The sequence below is a fragment of the Methylocystis suflitae genome, from assembly GCF_024448135.1.
GTDB lineage: Bacteria > Pseudomonadota > Alphaproteobacteria > Rhizobiales > Beijerinckiaceae > Methylocystis > Methylocystis suflitae.
This window is the reverse complement of record NZ_JAMRYX010000149.1, coordinates 1-17,729: the sequence shown is the minus strand read 5'-3', so window position 1 is coordinate 17,729 and position 17,729 is coordinate 1. Positions and strand designations below refer to the sequence as shown.

Genomic DNA, 17,729 nt, shown 5'->3' with positions numbered 1-17,729 from the left:
GGCAAGAAGCCGCAAACTGAAACGCAGCATTATCCTGCGCTCCCCAGGGCCAATTCCTTCGCCTCTTGGAGCCCCAGCGGCTCATGCGTCGCGGCGACGATCATTCCGCCGTTGCCGCAATGATCGCGCATCGCGACGGCGAATTTCTCGCGCGAGGCGCGGTCGAGCGCGGTCAGCGGCTCGTCGAGCAGCCAGAGGGGTCGGAAGGCGACGAGGAGACGCGCCAGCGCCGCGCGCCGCTTCTGGCCGGCGGAGAGCACGCCGAATGGCGCGCCAGCGACATGCCCAAGGCCGACGATCGCGAGGGCGGCGTCGATTGTGTGGCTTCGCCCGTCCGGCCCTTGAGCGAGATAGCGCGACCAGAAATCGAGGTTCTCTTCGATCGTCAGCGCCGACTTCAGTCCGTCGTTATGCGCAAGATAATGCGCCTGCTGCGGCAGTTCGACGTCTGGCGGCCCGCCTTCGAGGGCGATCGAGCCTTCCGCGCGCGGCAGGAGTCCCGCCAAGGCCCGCAGCAGCGTCGACTTTCCGGCGCCGTTGGGACCCGTCACGATCAGCGCCTGCCCGGCGGAGAGCGAAAAGCTCACGCGATCGAGGACGCGCCTGCCGCCGCGCAAAACGCCGAGATCGTCGACGCAAAGTCGCAAAGCGCCATCGACGGGCGGCTGAACGGGCTGGGACACATCGATCGACATGCGCTCCGCATAGAGCTTTGCGATCGACTCCGCCAGACGGGACGACAGAGAGCGCCCTGGCGAGGGCCCCGTCCGCTCGCGCCTCAAGCGCTGCGGCGTTCTCCCGCCGCGCCGCTGGCGCAGACGGGACGGGAATGCTAAGCAGCGCAGACCCTTTCTTGGGCGCTCAGCGGCCCAAGTTCTCGCCAATAGCGCGCGGCGCGCCCGTTATTCAGGGATTGCCCAATAAGTGACGAAGCATAAGAGCTTAGAGGATTACGCGGCAAGGCGATTCCGTTTTGCTGGCAACGCCTTGCTGGAGTTCAGCGATCCGTTCTTCGCCCAGATCGACAGGCTGCGCGCCGAGTTCGAGGCGCAGGGCAAGCATTTCGTCAGCTTCGCCAATTACGACTACCTCGGGCTCGCGAATCACCCGCGGATCCGCGAGGAAGCAAAGCGCGAGGTCGACGGGCTGGGCGTTGGCGCCCTGGCCTCCCGGCTTGTCGGCGGCGAGCGCACGACGCACAAGCCCTTCGAAGCGGAGATCGCCGAATTCCTGGGCATGGAGAGCGCGCTGACGCTCGTCTCCGGCTATCTCTCCAATGTCACGACGATCGCCTGGCTGATGAGCGGCAAGCGCGACGCGATCTTCATCGACGAACTCGCGCATAACAGCATCGTCGCGGGCGCCGACGGCGCGCCGGCGCAGGTCGTCAAATTCCGCCACAACGATTTAGATCATCTCGAACATCTGCTCGCGCGTCACCGCGAGGAATACCGCAACGTTTTGATCGTGGTGGAAGGCGTCTACAGCATGGACGGCGACACCGCCGACCTGCCGCGGCTCCTCGCCATCAAGGAAAAATTTCAGGTCTGGCTGCTTGTCGACGAGGCGCATTCTCTCGGCGTGCTCGGCGCGACGGGCCGCGGCCTCGCCGAACATCAGGGCGTCGATCCCGCGCGCATCGACCTCATCGTCGGCACCATGTCGAAAACGCTCGCGTCCTGCGGCGGCTATGTCTGCGGCAAGAAGCAGGTCATCGACTGGTTCCGCTACACGCTGCCGGGCTTCGTCTACAGCGTCGGCCTGTCGCCCGTCATTCTCGCCGCCGCGCGCACGGCGCTGCGGCTGATGCAGGAAGAGACCTGGCGCATCGCCAAACTCGCCGCGAACGCCGAACTCTTCCGCACGGTCGCGCATGAAGCGGGCTTCTCGACCGGGCCGGCGATCGGCCGCGGGGTCGTGCCGATCCTGTTCTCGAGCGACGTCGAGACGATGTGGGCGTCGCAGCATTTGTTGGAGAACGGCTATTACGTGCCGCCGGTGGTGCGCATCGGCGTGCCGAAAGACGGGCCGCGGCTGCGCTTCTTCTTCTCCGCGGGCCACAGCGAAGCGGAAATTCGCGGCGTCATCCAGACGCTGCGCGACATGCCGCCGGTGACGGAAGAGGCGCATCAGATCGTCGCCGCGGCGATGGCGGGCGGCTAACTTCCTTCTCCCGCGTCACTATGACGCTTTCGATTACGGCCCTTGGGCCGCTAGGACTTATCTTATGGCGCGGATCGAGATTCTTCCGGTCGACGGCCCTTTGCGCTTTGCGACCTTCTGCAGGCTGCCGCGATTGCTCTATGCCGGCGCGGAGGGCTACGCGCCGCCGCTCGACGTCCAGTGTTGGACAGTCTTCGCGCATATGCTCAATCCGCATTACAAGCTCGTCGAAGAGAAGAAATTTCTCGCCCGCCGCGACGGCCAGTGGGTCGGCCGCGTCATGGCGCAAATCTATAAGCCCGGCGTCACGCCGGTCGGCGCCTCCAACGCGCAGTTCGGCGCGCTCGACGCCATCGACGACATCGAGGTCGTGCGCGCGCTGACCCAGGCCGCCGAGGACTGGCTGCGCGCCAAGGGCGCGGAGCGGATCAACGGTCCTTTCACGCCCTCGATCAACAGGGAATGCGGGCTGCTCGTCGATGGCTTCGACGCCACGCCGATGTTTTTCATGCCCTGGCATCCGCCCTATCTCTCGCGCCATCTCGAGGCGCTGGGGTATGAGAAGGCGCAGGACCTCTTGTCCTACCGCTTCGAAATTTCGAGCGACGAGAGCGACAAGCCGGCGCGCATTTCAACGCGGCGCGAATGGCGCGATCGCTTGAAACTTCGGCCTTTGAACATGAAGGCCTTGAAGCAGGGCGAGACCGCGCTGATGGCCGAGCTGTTCAACGACGGCTGGAGCGGAAATTGGGGCTTCGTGCCCTTCACCAAGGAAGAATTCGACTCCGACGCCGATGCGCTGCAATATCTTGTGCCGGCGGATTTCGGCATCGTCGTCGAGCTTGACGGCGTTCCGCAATCCTTTGCGATCGCGCTTCCCAATCTCAATGAGATTTTGGCCGATCTCAACGGCCGTCTGTTCCCCTTCGGCTGGGCGCGCGCGTTTAAGCGGTTCCGCTCGCATCAGTTCAAATCGGCGCGGCTGTTGCTGCTTGGCACGCGAAAGACGCTGCAAAAAAGCGCGACCGGCGGCGCGATCTTCTTGTCGCTGGTCGAAGAGATGCGGCGGCGCCACGCAAAAATCCGCATTCCGCATCTCGAAGCGGGCTGGGTGTTGGAAAGCAACGCCGACATGCGCCGGCCGATCGAAATGTTCGGCGGCAAGGTCGACAAGATTCACCGCATCTATGAAAAGCGCCTCACGGTCGGCGGTGGCGAGGCGATGCGTATGCGCGACGGCGTCACGGCAACTCAGCTACAGGATGCAACGTCATGAACGGCATATCCGTCACCGCCAATGGCGCCGACCGCTCGCATGTCGAACGGCGCAAGCTGATCCTCGAAAAATATCCGCAAGTGCGCCAGCTCTTCGGAAAGGACCCCGTGACTTTCAAGATCACGGCGGCGATTTTCGTCGGTCAGCTCGTCATCGCCGCGATTTTAGGTTCGCTCGGCCTCTCCTATTGGTGGCTGTCGCTGTTAATGGCGATCTGCATCGGCGCCTTCGCCAATCACGCTAATTTTGTCATCATCCACGACGCGATCCACAATTGCGTCTTCGAGAACCCGCTCGCCAATAAATGGACGGCGATCCTCGCCGATCTTCCCAATGCCTTTCCGACGGCGATGGGCTTTCGCTGCTATCACATCAAGCATCATTCGCATCTGTCGGCCTATGATTATGACGCCGACATTCCGAGCCGCTGGGAAGTCGAATGGGTTGGCAATAGCGCCTGGCGCAAAGCCGCGTGGCTCTTCTTCTTCCCCGCGATCCAGCTTGCGCGACTGTCGCGTCTGAAAGGCACGGTGCCGATCTGGGGAACCTGGACCTATATCAATATCGCCGTCATCGCCCTCTTCGATCTTTTCGTGCTCTGGGCGTTCGGATGGAACGCCCTGCTCTATCTGTTCTTTTCCTTCTGGTTCTCGGTCGGCGGCCTGCATCCCTTGAGCGCGCGCTGGCTGCAGGAGCATTTCGCCTTCGGCCCCGACCAGGGGACGTTCGACTATTACGGGCCGCTCAATACGCTCGCGCTCAACATCGGCTACCACAACGAGCATCACGACTTTCACGAAATCCCGTGGAACCGTTTGCCGGAGCTGAAGGCGATGGCGCCCGAGTTCTATGACGATCTGCGTTGCCATCGTTCTTGGCTGGCGCTGCTCGTCACCTTCATCTTCGATCCGACCTATTCGCTGGGAACACGGTCGGAAAATGTGATGCAGGCGGCCGGGCGCGAGGCTCCCGCCATAGCGCCGGCGGAGTAGGTCATGACGCAGGACGCAAGAACAGAAGCGCTCGACGCTTCGCCCCGCCTCTTCGAGAGCGATCTCCTCGACAAGCTGTCGCGCGTGCACCATTTGACGCCGGTGATCTTCTATTGCCCGATCATTCTCGGCCTGCTGATCTATTCCCTGACGCTCAACAGCGTGACGCTGGTCGTGCTTGGCCTCGTCATCGGCTATCTCGGCTGGACGCTGACCGAATATTTCGGCCACCGCTACCTCTTCCACACCGTGTTCGCGCTGCCTTTCGGGCTTGGGCCGCGCTTCCAGTTCCTCATCCACGGCGTGCATCACATCTATCCCAATGACCCGCTGCGGCTCGTCATGCCGCCGCTGCTCTCGGCGCCGATCATGCTGATCGCGCTCGTCTGCGCCCGCGTGCTCTTCGGCGCGACATTCGCCTGGCCAGCGCTGGCCGGCTTCATCATGGGGTACGTGATCTATGATTGCGTGCACTACTGGACGCATCACGGTCAGCCGAAGTCCGACTTCGGCCGCTTGGTGAAGCGCCTGCACATGCTGCATCATTTCCGCGACGCCGAGAAAGGCTTCGGCGTTCACGCGATCTGGTGGGACTATGTGTTCGGCACCGCCTATCGGAAAGACGAGACGCCTGGAACAAGGGCGGTGTGAGGGCGCGATCTTACCCTCTCCCATGGGTAGAGGGTGGCTGCGAAGCAGCCGGGTGAGGGGTAATGCTGAATCCGGCTGATCCGTTCTCTTGGGCCGTGTCATTCCCGGCAGGCCGCAGGCCTGACCGGGAATCCAGAAAAGCTGTCTTGCTCTGGATTCCCGATCGCTCGCTTCGCGAGCGTCGAGAATGACACCCGAGCCCTTCAAACGGATTTCGTATAACTGCTGAAGGGGATTACCCCTCACCCCGGTCCTTCGGACCGACCCTCTCCCTTTGGGAGAGGGTGAACGACCCTCACCCCTGCCCGGTCCGCTTGAACCACTCGTCTTCGGCAATCACCTCGATCCCCAGCTCCGCAGCCTTCTTGAGCTTCGAGCCCGCGCCGGGACCGGCGACGACGAGATCGGTTTTCTTCGACACCGACGCCGCGACATGCGCGCCAAAACGCTCGGCCTGCGCCTTGGCTTCATCGCGCGTGAGCAGCTCCAGCGCGCCTGTGAACACCACCGTCTTGCCGGCGACGGGCGATGTGGACGCAACCGCCGGCATCGGCTCCAGCGTGACGTGTTTCAGCAGCGCGTCGAGCTCGCGCTCATTGTGCGGCTCGGCGAAAAAATCGTGCAACGCCTCGGCGACGACGGGTCCGACGCCATCGATCGAATCGATGCGGGCGCGCGCCTCGCTGCCCGGCGCCGCATCGCGCGCGGTATCGCGCAGCGACTCGAAATCGCCGAAATGGCGCGCCAGCCGGCGCGCATTAGTCTCGCCAACATGGCGCATGCCAAGCGCAAAGATGAAGCGATTGATTGGAACGCTTCGGCGCGCCTCGATCGCGGCAAAGAGGTTGCGCACCGAGGTCTCGCCATAGCCCTCGCGGTTTTTGATTTTGGTGAGGCTCGCGCGGTCGCGTTCCTCCAGCGTGAAAATGTCGGAGGGCGTGCGGATGAGGCCCTCCTGAAAGAACAGCTCTATCTGCTTGTCGCCAAGACCTTCAATGTCCATGGCGTTGCGCGAGGCGAAATGTTTCAACCGCTCGATCGCCTGTGCCGGACAGACGAGCGAACCCGTGCACCGGCGCACGACATCGGCTTCGCCTGTCTTTTCGTCGATCTCGCGCAGCGCCGCCGAGCCGCAGCGCGGGCAGACATGCGGAAATTGATAGGGCTTCGCACCGTGCGGCCGCTTCTCCGTCACCACCTCGACGATCTGCGGAATGACGTCGCCCGCCCGCTGCACGACGACGGTGTCGCCGATGCGAATATCCTTGCGCGCGATCTCATCTTCGTTGTGCAGCGTCGAGTTCTGCACGACGACGCCGCCGACCGTCACCGGTTCGAGCCTTGCGACCGGCGTCAGCGCGCCCGTGCGTCCGACCTGAATCTCGATGTCGCGCAAAATTGTCCTCGCGCGTTCGGCCGGAAACTTATGCGCCACCGCCCAGCGCGGGGCGCGCGAGACGAACCCGAGCCGCTCCTGCAGCGCGATGTCATTCACCTTGTAGACGACGCCGTCGATGTCATAGCCGAGCGTCGCGCGTTGCGTTTCGATCGAACGGTAATGCGCGAGCATGTCTTCCGCGCTCTCGCAGAGCGTCGTCAGCGGATTGACGGGCAGCCCGTAACCACGCAGCGCCTCAAGCACGCCCAGCTGCGTATTCGCGGGCAGCGCGGACGTCTCGCCCCAACCATAGGCGAAGAAATGCAGCGGCCGGGATGCTGTGATCTTCGAATCGAGCTGCCGCAGAGAACCAGCGGCGGCGTTGCGCGGATTGGCGAAGAGAGTCTTGCCAGAGTCCTTTTGCCGCATGTTGAGCGCCGCAAAATCCTTATGCGTCATATAGACTTCGCCGCGCACTTCAAAAACGTCGGAATGATCGCCGCGCAACCGTTGCGGAATCTCGCCGATCGTTCGCACATTGGCGGTGACGTCTTCGCCCTCATAGCCGTCGCCGCGCGTCGCCGCCTGCACGAGATGGCCTTTCTCGTAGCGCAGCGAACAGGACAGCCCGTCGATCTTCGGCTCAAAGGTGAAGCGCAGCGCGCCGTCGCGCAGACCCAGGAAGCGGCGCACGCGCGCGACGAACTCCTCGACCTCTTCGTCGGAGAAAACATTGCCGAGCGAAAGCATCGGCACGGCGTGCTTCACTTTGGCGAATTTTTCAGAGGGCTTCGCGCCGACTGTCTTCGTCAGCGACTGCGCCGTGGCGAGCTCGGGGAAAGCTCTTTCCAACTCTTCGTAGCGACGGCGCAGCGCGTCATAGTCGGCGTCGGAGATCGTCGGCGCGTCCTCCTGGTAATATCGGCGATCATGCGCGGCGATCTCTTCCTGCAGCCGCGCATGTTCGGCGCGCGCTTCGGAAAGGGAAGGCTCGGGAGGCGAGTTGGCCATATGCTGGACCATCCGGTCGATTGGGCGCGCCAGGCGGCGCTCTATTCTTTCAGGGCTGAAAGAGCGAATTCTAATCGATCGCTACCCCAGAATAGTTCCTCTTTTGCAAAAAAGCTCGGCGCGCCGAACACGCCCCGACTCCTGGCCTCATCCGTACGCGCTCTGAGCAATCGCTTTACGGACTCGTCATTGGCGCGGTTAAGAGTCGCCTCCTCATCGAGCGAGAGACCCCGTAAAATATCCTTCAGGACGGAGTGTTCCGAGATGTCGAGGTCATCGAAAAAATTGGCGCGATAGACGGCCCGAACGAAAGCAGCAAGCTTATCCGTCCCATCCAACGCGGTTGCGACCCGCGCGGCCAAAAGGCCGTTGCGCGGAAAGGCGCTAGGCCTGCGCCACGCAATGCCCTTGCTCTGGCAGAGACGTTCGATGTCGCGCCACATATAGGCGCCTTTTGCCGGATAGAGATTAAAGGGTGAATCCCGCCAGCCCTGCTCGGCGAAGATCGGCCCAAGAAGAAAGGGTCGCCACACCACCTCGATGCGAGCGGCGGCGGCCATTTTCTCGATCTCTTCCGCGGCGACGTAAGAATATGTGCTTGCGAATTCGAACCAGAATTCGAGTTTCTCCGCCATCGCGTCGACCTACGCCGCTTCCGGCGCGGCTCCGACGAGGCGGCGCGCATCCCGCGCGCTGATCGGGCGCCCAAAGGCATAGCCCTGCGCGAAGCCGCAGCCGAGCTGATAAAGCTCGATCGCATCCTGCTCGGTCTCCGCGCCCTCGGCGACGACGTCCATGCCGAGATCCTGCGCCAGCGCGATGATCGAGCGCAGAATGACGGGGCGCGCGCCCTTGCCGGACTGCTTGATGAAGGAACGGTCGATCTTGATCGTGTCGAAGGGGAAGCGCTGCAAATAGGCCAGCGACGAATAGCCGGCGCCGAAATCGTCGAGCGACAGCCCCGCGCCGAGCTCCTTGATGCGCGCCAGCATCTGCGCGGCATATTCGGGATTCTCCATCACCAGACTCTCGGTCAGTTCGAGTTTGAGGCTGCCTTTGGCGATGTCATTGCGCATCAACACGCTTTTGACGTCGCGCAGGAGGTCGTGGCGTAAGAGCTGGCGCGACGAAACATTGACGGTGGCGAAAATCGGCGGATCGACCGCAAGCGCGCGTTGCCAGGCCGCGAGTTCGCGCGCCGTGCGCTCCAGCGCCAAAAGTCCGAGGTCGACGATCAGCCCCGTCTGCTCGGCGATGGGAAGGAATTCGGAAGGCTCGAGCCGACCCAGGCGCAGATGGTCCCAGCGCAGCAAGGCCTCGAAACCGGCGATGGTGCGATCTTCGAGCCTGACGATCGGCTGGAAGAAAACCTTGATCTCGCTGCGCTCCAACGCTCGCCGCAGATCGGCTTCGAGCGTCAGCCGGTCGGAGCGCTGCGCGCGCATGGCCGGGCGGAACACTTCGATGCGGTTGCCGCCCGAGCGCTTGGCGTGGCGCATGGCGATTTGGGCGTCTTCCAGCATGTCGCCGGCGCCGGGATGCGTCTGCTGGTCATAGAGCGCGATGCCGATCGAGGCGAACAGCGCGATCTCGCGATCGGTGAAGCGCACCGGAATAGACAGCGCGCGGCGCACCGAATCGGCGATGGAGATGACGTGGTCGGCGTGCGATTCCGAGACCAGGATGATCGCGAATGTATCGCCGGAAAGTCGCGCCAGCGTGTCTTGAGGCTGCAACAGCCTCGTCAGGCGATGCGCCACTGTGAGCAGAATGCTGTCGCCCATGGCCATGCCGACCTGCTCGTTGATCTGCTTGAAGCGGTCGATGTCGATGACGAGGATCGTCGGGCGCACGTCCTTTTCCATGCGCGCGAGAATCAGGGCGGCCTCCAGCCGGTCGAAGAAGAGTTCCCGGTTCGGCAGGCCCGTGAGATTGTCGCGCACGGCGTCGTGCAGCAACCGCTCCTGGGCGTTGCGCTCGTCGGTCACGTCATTGAGCGTGCCGACGACGCGGATCACCTCGCCGTCGGGGCCGACGACAGGCCGCGCCCGCAGCCGGTAGCAGAGGTAATGGCCGTCAGCTGCGCGCAGGCGGAAGTCCTGATTGATGCGGCCGCGCCGCTGCTCCAGAATGGCGTCGAGGCAGGCGCGATAGCGGTCCTGCTCGAAGGGATGCAGCAGATCGAGCCATGAGGAGGCGGCGCCCTCGAGCCCGCCGCGGTCGAGCCCGAGCGCCGCTTCCGCTTCCGGGCTGACGTAGATGTGGTCCGACGGAACGTCCCAATCGAACACGATCTCATTCGCGCCGGTGAGCGCGAGGGCCTTGCGCTCGACGTCGCTGATGGCGCCGTGCGACAGCCCGCCGGCGGCAAAGGCGTTTTGCATCACCGTGAACCCGATCAGCATCACGATGAGCACCAGGCCGCCGACGAGCGCCGGAGACACCAGGTCGTTGGTGACCCAGCCGGCCACCGCAAATCCCGCCGTCGCCACCCACACGGCCAGCAGGAACCACGTCGGGATCAGCATGATGGCCCGATCGAAGCCGTGCGTGGCGAGATAGAGAATCAGCACGAAACCGATGACGGCGGCCGTCGCCAGCGAGATGCGCGCGACGCCCGCGGCGACGGGCGCGTCGAATACCGCAAGGCCGACGAGGTCCAGCAGGATCAGCAGCCACAGGGCGGCGACGTGCCAGGCGCGCACATGCCAGCGGTTGAGGTTCAGATAGGCGAAAAGGAAGACGACGAGCGTCGCCGAGAGAACCGTCTCGGCGCCGGCGCGCCAGATTCGGTTGGCGTTGGCGTCAAAGCCGAAAATCTTGTCCCAAAAGCCGAAATCGATGCACACATAGGCCAGCACCGCCCAGGCGAGCGCCGCCGCCGCCGGGAAGATGACGGCGCCTTTCACCACGAAGACAATGGTCAGAAACAGCGCGAGCAGGCCGGCGATGCCGATGACGATGCCCTTGTAGAGCGTCAGGCTCGTCACCTTGTCCTTATAGGCGGCTGGCTCCCACAAATAGAGCTGCGGCAGGTTCGGCGTGCGCAGCTCCGCGACATAGGTGACCGTGGTCCCGGGGTCGAGCGTCAGCCGGAAAACGTCGGCGTCGGAGGCGTCTTCGGCCTCGGGCGGAAAGCCCTGGCTGGCCGTGATCGCCGTGATGCGCGTCGAGCCGAGATCGGGCCAGATGACTCCCGAGCCCTGCAGCCGGTAATGCGGGGCGACGATCAGGCGCTCGATCTGCTCATCCGTGTCGTTGGTGAGCGCGAAAACGATCCAGTTGGGCTGGCTGCCGGCCTCCTTGGCGCCGACCTCGATACGGCGGACGATGCCGTCTGAGCCGGGCGCGGTCGAGACCTGCAGGCGGTCGCCCTGCGAGGAATGTTTCTCAACGACATTGGTGAGATCGATCGCCCGCGCGCCTTGCGGCACCCGCACCGACTCCATGGCGACGGCCTGAGCGGAGAGGATGAACAAAAAGAGCGCAATCAGGTATTTTTTCAGACGCACGAACTCTCTTCTCGATGCCGCAGGCTCGGAGAACGCGTCTGGCGCGGCCGATGGCGGGCGCCAAGCGCGTGAGCGGGCTGTCATCGCCAGACTCTGATCGGAAAGTGGTAGAGGCTTCGAGCCCTGTCGGCAAGCCGATTCGCCAAGCTTTGCAATAACGGTATGTTCCTTGCGTCGCTGCGCTTCTTGGCCGCGCTTGCGGAGCGCGGACGGCGCCAATATACGCTGCTTGAAGGCCACCGTCGCAATCTGCAGACGCATGGCGGTTTTTTTGCGGTGTGCCCACCCGCGAAGTTCTGGGAAAACGGGAACGGATTGGATGCGAAGCGCTCTCGGCGGCCCTCGCCTTCTGCTGCGCCGCCTCCGCGAGATCAGCGCGGAACCGGTGAGCGCGCAGGCGCGGCTCGACAAGATCGTGGTGCAGATCGCCGCGAATATGGTCGCCGAGGTTTGTTCCGTTTATGTGCTGCGCGCCGACCAGCGCTTGGAGCTTTACGCCACGGAGGGCCTAAACCGCGAGGCCGTGCATCTCACCACGATGCACGCGGGCGAAGGACTTGTCGGCCTGATCGCCAAGAGCGCCGAGCCTCTCGCCCTCTCCGAGGCGCAGGAGCATCCCTCCTTCTCCTATAAGCCTGAGACGGGCGAAGACGCCTATCACTCCTTCCTTGGCGTGCCGATCCTGCGCGGCGGCAACACGCTCGGCGTGCTTGTCGTGCAGAACAAGGTGCGCCGCGTTTATTCGGAAGAAGAGATCGAGGCGCTGCAGACGACGGCGATGCTGCTCGCCGAGCTCATCGCCTCGGGCGAATTGCAGGCGATCGAAGACCCGCGCGATCTCGCGCTGTATCGCCCGGCGTCGCTGAGAGGCGCGCCGATGGCGGAAGGCGTCGGCCTCGGCCATGTGCTGCTGCACGAGCCGCGCGTCGTCATCAAGCAGCTCGTCGCCGAGGACATGCCCGCTGAACTCGCGAGGCTCGAACATGCGATCGACGCGATGCGCCAGTCGATCGACGAGCTCGTCGCGCATAGCGACCGCATCGCCGCCGGCGAGCCGCGCGACGTGCTCGAAACCGTGCGCATGGTCGCCTATGACCGCGGCTGGGTGCGCCGCCTGCGCGAAGCGGTGATGACCGGGCTGACGGCGGAGGCGGCGGTCGAGCGCGTCCAGAACGACGCGCGCGCGCGCATGCAGCGCCAGACCGATCCCTATCTGCGCGACCGCCTGCACGATCTCGACGATATCGCCAACCGGCTGCTGCATCAGCTGACGGGTCAGAGCTACGTCGCCGATCGCGACAGCGTGCCGGAAAACGCGATCATCGTGGCGCGCAACATGGGGCCGGCGGCGCTTCTCGACTATGACCGCAAGCGGCTGCGCGGCCTCGTGCTGGAGGAAGGCGGGCCAACGAGCCACGTCGCCATCGTCGCGCGCGCGCTAGGCGTCGCCACCGTTGGGCTTGTCGCCGGCCTGATCGACATCGTCGAAACCGGCGATCCGATCATCGTCGACGGCACGACCGGCGAAGTGCATGTCCGGCCGCAGCCCGACGTGCAGAGCGCTTATGCTGAAAAGGCGCGGCTGCGGGCGCGGCGTCAGGAGCAATACGCCAAGCTGCGCGACGTGCCGGCGGTCACCAAGGACGGCGTCGAAATCGCGCTGCACATGAACGCCGGCCTCGCGATCGACATGCCGCATCTGCGTGAAACCGGCGCAAATTCGATCGGACTCTTCCGCACCGAGTTGCAATTCATGCTCGCGCCGCGCTTTCCGCGCATGGACGAGCAATATCGCTTCTACAAAGCCGTGCTCGACGCCGCGCCGGAGAAGCCGATCACATTTCGCACGCTCGACATCGGCTCCGACAAAATCCTTCCCTATATGGCGAAGATCGAAGAGGAGAACCCTGCTCTCGGCTGGCGCGCCATCCGCATCGGCCTCGACAGGCCGGGGCTTTTGCGCATGCAGCTGCGCGCGATGCTGAAGGCGGGCGCCCATCGCAATTTGCGCATCATGTTTCCGATGATCGCCAATGTCGCGGAATTTGACGCCGCGAAGGCGATTGCGCTGCGGGAGCTCGAGCACATCACGCATCATCGCCACCCGCCGCCGACGCGCCTGGAGCTCGGCGCGATGGTGGAAGTGCCGTCGCTCCTGTGGGAAATCGATCTTATCGCCGAACGCGCGGATTTTCTGTCGGTCGGATCGAACGATCTGGTGCAATACATGTATGCGGCCGACCGCGACAACACGCGCGTTTCGAAGCGCTACGACAATCTCTCGCGGCCGGTGCTGCGCGCGCTCGAGCGCATCGTCACGGCCGGCGCGCGGCACAACGCGCCGGTGACGCTCTGCGGCGAGATGGGCGGCCGCCCGCTCGAGGCGCTGGCGCTGCTCGGCATCGGCTACCGCTCGCTGTCGATGGCGGCCTCTGCCATCGGTCCGGTCAAGTCAATGATCCTCAATCTCAATCTCGAAGAGGCGCAGGTGTATCTCGCCTCGCTGCTCGCGTCCGACGACGGCAGCGCTTCGGTGCGCGAGCAATTGCGCGATTATGCGATCGCGCGCGGCGTGCCCTTGTAGCGAGCCTCCTTTCGTCACGCCGTCGTCGTCACCATTGCTCGAGAAACCCCCTCCCCATGTTCGCTCAAGACAAGCTCGACCTCATTCTGCGCCGCTACGACGAGATCGGCGACAAGCTCGCGGTCGGCGCCGATGGGCAGGCGTTCGCCACGCTCTCGCGCGAACGCGCGGCGCTCGACGCGGTCGTCGACAGGATTCGCGCCTATCGCGAGGCGCAGAAGGAATGCGACGATCTTTCCGCCATGATCGCCGACGCCTCGCTCGACGCCGAAATGCGCGCGCTGGCTGAAAGCGAGACGGAGGCCGCGCACGAACGACTCGCTGCAGCGGAAAGCGCGCTGAAACTGGCGCTTCTGCCGAAGGACGAAGCAGACGAGAAAGGCGTCATTCTGGAAGTGCGCGCCGGCACGGGCGGCGACGAGGCGGCGCTTTTTTGCGGCGATCTCTTCCGCGCCTATCAAAGATATGCGGCGCTCAAGGGCTGGCGCATTGAGATCGTGTCCGAAAGCCCCGGCCAGCTTGGCGGATTCAAGGAAATCGTCGCCGAGATCATCGGTCGCGGAGTCTATGGCCGGCTGAAATTCGAGTCGGGCGTGCATCGCGTCCAGCGCGTCCCGGAAACCGAGACGCAGGGCCGCATCCACACGTCGGCCGCGACGGTCGCGGTGCTGCCGCAGGCCGAGGACGTTGACGTCGACATCGACGAGAAGGATTTGCAGATCGATACGATGCGCGCACAAGGCGCCGGCGGCCAGCACGTCAACAAGACCGAGTCGGCCATCCGCATCACCCATATTCCATCCGGCATCGTGGTGATGATGCAGGAGGAGCGCTCTCAACATCGCAACAGAGCCAAGGCGATGAACGTTCTTCGCTCGCGTCTCTATGACGCCGAACGCCAGCGCCTCGACAAGGAACGTTCGGACGATCGCAAACAGCAGGTCGGCTCAGGCGATCGCTCCGAGCGAATCCGCACCTATAATTTTCCGCAAGGACGCGTCACCGATCATCGCATCAATCTCACGCTGTATAAGCTCGACCGCGTGATGGAAGGCGAGTTCGACGAGATCATCGACGCGCTGACGACCGATCATCAGCAAAAACTCCTCGCGCAGAGCGAGGCGTAGAGGCGCGCCGCCAAAGAACATGCGCATGCGTCCTGTGCGCCGACGCACGAACATCGTGGGAGGCTCTCGCTAGAGTGCGTCTACTCGCCAAGTGACGAGTGAGAACGCCGAGGAGAACCTCATGTCCACATTGAAAAAGATCGTCTCTACGAGCCTCGCCGCCAGCGTCATGTTGGGGGCGATCGCGAGCGCCACGCCGGCATTGGCCTGGTCCAAGTGGCACCATCACGGCTATGGCTGGGCGCCTTACGCCGTCGGCGGCGCGCTCGCATTGGGCGCAGTGGCGGCGGCGGCCGCGAGCGAGCCGGATTGCGATTACGTTCGCGAGCCGATCTATAGCCGCCGTGGCTATGTCATCGGCTACCGCGCCGTGCCGATGTGCTGACGCGGCCAAGATCCCATCGTCAGGAAGGGGCCGGCCCAGGCCGGCCTTTTCATGTCAGGCGCGCGCCGCTCACCAGCCGTAATCGAAATACTGGCCGATTTCATTGTAGCGCTGCGGATCTTGCAGCGAGAAATCCTGCTGCTCCAGGAAGTAATTGTCGTTGGCGTAACGATTGGGCTGCAGATTTCCCTTCGCCGCGTCCGGGGCCGCGCCGTCGTCGAGCCAGTCTTTGCCGGTCGTCAGATTATGCGGCAGAGGAATCTGAAAATCCTCGCCCTGCGTCGCGGTGACTCGACCCGTCGCGACAGGCGCGCTTTGTTTCGATTTCGCCAGAGCGTCGCTCGAGGTGACCGCGCAAATGAACGCGAGGCCCAACGCCAGTTTCAAAGATTTACGCATTTTTGAACTCCGTTTCGCGTCAAGCGGCCATTCTAGCTGGATCGCCCGGCGCATGGCTAGTGTCGATCGCTAGTGTTTGAAGTGGCGCACGCCAGTGAAAACCATGGCGAGGCCCTGCGCGTCCGCCGCGGCGATCACGTCCTTATCATTCATGGAGCCGCCGGGCTGGATGACGGCCGTCGCGCCTGCCTCCGCCGCCGCCAGCAATCCGTCGGCGAAGGGAAAGAAAGCGTCGGAGGCGACGACGGCGCCTTTCGCGAGACTTGTCGTCAACCCCGCCACGCGCGCGGCCTCCTGCGCCTTATGCGCGGCGGTGCGCGATGAGTCGACGCGCGACATTTGTCCAGCGCCGATTCCAACCGTGGCGGCTCCCTTCGCGTAGACGATAGCGTTCGACTTGACGTGTTTCACGACGCGGAAAGCGAATTTGAGATCGTCAAGCTCCTCGGCCGTCGGCTGGCGCTTCGTCACAACCTGCAGGTTCATCTCATCGACGACGGCGTTGTCGCGCGATTGCGCAAGAAAGCCGCCCGAAACGGAGCGATAGGTCAAGCCCGCCGCGCGCGCATCTGGAACGCCGCCAGTCAACAGCAGGCGCAGATTCTTCTTGGCGCCAATGATCGAAATCGACTCTTCGTCGGCGTCTGGCGCGATGATCACCTCGGTGAAAATCTTGACGATCTCGCGCGCCGCGTCGGCGTCGAGCTTGCGATTGAGCGCGACGATGCCGCCGAAGGCGGACGTCGGATCGCAGCGCAGCGCCTTGGCGTAGGCGTCGACAAGAGTCGCGCCTTCGGCGACGCCGCAAGGATTGGCGTGTTTGACGATGACGACGGCGGCGGTCCGCGTCGGATCAAATTCCGCCACGCACTCGAAAGCTGCGTCGGTATCATTGACGTTGTTATACGAAAGCTGCTTGCCCTGAATCTGGCGCGCCGTGGCGACGCCCGGCCGCTTCTCGCCGGTAAGATAGAAGCCCGCAGATTGATGCGGATTTTCGCCGTAACGCATCGGCTCGGCGAGTCGTCCGCCGAAGGCGCGTAGCGGCGGCGAGGCTTCGCCGATCTGCTGCGCGAGCCAATTGGAGATCGCGGCGTCATAGGCGGCGGTGCGCGCGAACGCCTTCTGCGCGAGCCGCCTGCGCGTCGCGAGCCGCGTTGCGCCCTTCGTCGCCGCGAGCTCCTCGATGAGCATGACGTAATCATCGGGATCGACGACGACCGCGACGTCGTCGTGATTCTTCGACGCGGCGCGGATCATCGCCGGCCCGCCGATGTCGATGTTTTCGACGCATTCTTCGAACGGCGCGCCTTTCGCAAGCGCCGACTCGAAGGGATAGAGATTGACGACGAGCAGATCGATCGGCCGGATGTCATGCGCGAGCATCGCCGCTTCATGTTCGGGATTCTCGCGGATCGCCAGAAGGCCGCCGTGCACCTTGGGATGCAGAGTCTTCAGCCTTCCGTCCATCATCTCCGGAAACTGCGTGAGATCGGCCACGTCGCGAACCGCGAGACCCGCCTCTGCGAGCGCTTTGCGCGTGCCGCCGGTGGAGACAAGCTCCACCCCATGCGTCGCCAAAACGCGTGCGAACTCGACAAGGCCTGCTTTGTCGGAAACGGAAATCAGCGCGCGCGCGACGTGGCGCAAATCGACGGGCATTGCATACTCCTAACTGGCGCCGCGCTTATCATACCTTGCCGCCGGGAGGAACCTGCGCGCCTGCGCGCCGCCGGAAACTCCAAACGATCTCGGCCCCCGGAGCCGCCGCCCCTCGCACAATGATTTGGGCGCATTTGCGCGCGCCGCCGGGCGCGGCGAAGAAAATACTGTCTTCGATTTCGGGCGTCAGGTCTTGCGCTTCAAAGATGAGGATTTCGCCATCGGCGAGCGTGAGCTCGATTGCGCCGTCGGCGTTCGGCGCGATGCGCACGCGCGGATGAATGTGAAAGCGCAGCGCGAAATCGCCCGCTTGCGCATGACTTCCGCCGCGCTCCGCAGCGATGAGCCGATCGACGCCGAGGAGCGCTGAGCCATCGGCCGGAAGGGTCAGTTCGCGCTGGTGGACAAGGCCAAAATCGCGCGCATAGCCATCATGCGACAACAGGAGAGTCGTCTCGCCGTCGAGACGGCGGCGCTCGACCTCGGTGTTGCGCGGGCCGCCAAGAACGCGCCCGGCGCGCCGGCGCGGCGCGCTCTGCGGCGCGATGCGGGCGCTGGAGCGGTCGCCGACGACGAGCGTCGAATGCGC

General features: G+C 64.0%; 14 protein-coding genes. 7 read left to right on the top strand and 7 right to left on the bottom strand.

All coding sequences use genetic code 11. The annotated features are described in order from the left end of the window. Positions 1 to 29 precede the first annotated feature (29 nt). Positions 30 to 695: a heme ABC exporter ATP-binding protein CcmA gene (gene ccmA, locus NEI07_RS11630; RefSeq protein ID WP_256034732.1), complete on the bottom strand. Its 666-nt coding sequence runs from the start codon at positions 693 to 695 to the stop codon at positions 30 to 32. Between the two features lie 229 nt (positions 696 to 924). On the opposite strand from ccmA, the gene NEI07_RS11625 reads away from it, so the two are divergent. From NEI07_RS11625 to NEI07_RS11610, 4 genes are all read left to right on the top strand, one after another. Further along, a complete protein-coding gene (locus NEI07_RS11625; RefSeq protein WP_256034730.1) occupies positions 925 to 2,163 on the top strand; it encodes an aminotransferase class I/II-fold pyridoxal phosphate-dependent enzyme in 1,239 nt (412 codons plus the stop codon). A 64-nt stretch (positions 2,164 to 2,227) separates the two neighbouring features. Continuing rightward, complete coding sequence (locus tag NEI07_RS11620; RefSeq protein ID WP_256034729.1) at positions 2,228 to 3,439, top strand: hypothetical protein; 1,212 nt, start codon at positions 2,228 to 2,230, stop codon at positions 3,437 to 3,439. Next, positions 3,436 to 4,431 (top strand): fatty acid desaturase, encoded by a 996-nt coding sequence (locus NEI07_RS11615; RefSeq protein WP_256034728.1) that lies wholly within the window; start codon positions 3,436 to 3,438, stop codon positions 4,429 to 4,431. Before NEI07_RS11620 ends, NEI07_RS11615 begins: the two co-directional genes overlap by 4 nt. A 3-nt stretch (positions 4,432 to 4,434) precedes the next feature. Then, positions 4,435 to 5,082 carry a sterol desaturase family protein gene (locus NEI07_RS11610; RefSeq protein WP_256034727.1) on the top strand — a complete coding sequence of 216 codons (648 nt, stop codon included), beginning with the start codon at positions 4,435 to 4,437 and terminating at the stop codon, positions 5,080 to 5,082. 295 nt (positions 5,083 to 5,377) lie between these two features. On the opposite strand, the gene ligA is transcribed toward NEI07_RS11610, so the two are convergent. From ligA to NEI07_RS11595, 3 genes are read right to left on the bottom strand one after another with little or no spacing between them, the layout of a single operon-like run. Beyond that, positions 5,378 to 7,471, bottom strand: coding sequence for an NAD-dependent DNA ligase LigA (gene ligA, locus NEI07_RS11605; RefSeq protein WP_256034726.1), 2,094 nt, complete (start codon positions 7,469 to 7,471; stop codon positions 5,378 to 5,380). Between the two features lie 41 nt (positions 7,472 to 7,512). Continuing rightward, positions 7,513 to 8,106: a 2-hydroxychromene-2-carboxylate isomerase gene (locus NEI07_RS11600; protein WP_256034724.1), complete on the bottom strand. Its 594-nt coding sequence runs from the start codon at positions 8,104 to 8,106 to the stop codon at positions 7,513 to 7,515. Between the two features lie 9 nt (positions 8,107 to 8,115). Continuing rightward, positions 8,116 to 10,983, bottom strand: a complete 2,868-nt coding sequence (locus NEI07_RS11595) for an EAL domain-containing protein (RefSeq protein ID WP_328516980.1) — start codon at positions 10,981 to 10,983, stop codon at positions 8,116 to 8,118. A gap of 319 nt (positions 10,984 to 11,302) precedes the next feature. Between NEI07_RS11595 and ptsP the strand changes: the two genes are divergently transcribed. The 3 genes from ptsP to NEI07_RS11580 all read left to right on the top strand — a co-directional run bounded on the left by ptsP (position 11,303) and on the right by NEI07_RS11580 (position 15,079). Next, complete coding sequence (gene ptsP, locus NEI07_RS11590) at positions 11,303 to 13,567, top strand: phosphoenolpyruvate--protein phosphotransferase (RefSeq protein WP_256034722.1); 2,265 nt, start codon at positions 11,303 to 11,305, stop codon at positions 13,565 to 13,567. A 56-nt stretch (positions 13,568 to 13,623) separates the two neighbouring features. Then, positions 13,624 to 14,694 (top strand): peptide chain release factor 1, encoded by a 1,071-nt coding sequence (prfA, locus tag NEI07_RS11585; protein ID WP_256034720.1) that lies wholly within the window; start codon positions 13,624 to 13,626, stop codon positions 14,692 to 14,694. Positions 14,695 to 14,815: 121 nt separating this feature from the next. Beyond that, a complete protein-coding gene (locus tag NEI07_RS11580; RefSeq protein WP_123177523.1) occupies positions 14,816 to 15,079 on the top strand; it encodes a hypothetical protein in 264 nt (87 codons plus the stop codon). Positions 15,080 to 15,148: 69 nt separating this feature from the next. Here the strand turns inward: NEI07_RS11580 and NEI07_RS11575 are convergent, their stop codons facing one another. The 3 genes from NEI07_RS11575 to NEI07_RS11565 form a co-directional block, all read right to left on the bottom strand. Further along, positions 15,149 to 15,478 (bottom strand): cellulose-binding protein, encoded by a 330-nt coding sequence (locus tag NEI07_RS11575; RefSeq protein WP_256034718.1) that lies wholly within the window; start codon positions 15,476 to 15,478, stop codon positions 15,149 to 15,151. Between the two features lie 69 nt (positions 15,479 to 15,547). Continuing rightward, entirely contained in the window at positions 15,548 to 17,140 is a 1,593-nt protein-coding gene (gene purH, locus NEI07_RS11570; protein WP_256034716.1) for a bifunctional phosphoribosylaminoimidazolecarboxamide formyltransferase/IMP cyclohydrolase, read from the bottom strand. 28 nt (positions 17,141 to 17,168) lie between these two features. Beyond that, the coding region (locus NEI07_RS11565) for a heparinase II/III domain-containing protein (protein ID WP_256034714.1) at positions 17,169 to 17,729 on the bottom strand (561 nt) is incomplete at its 5' end.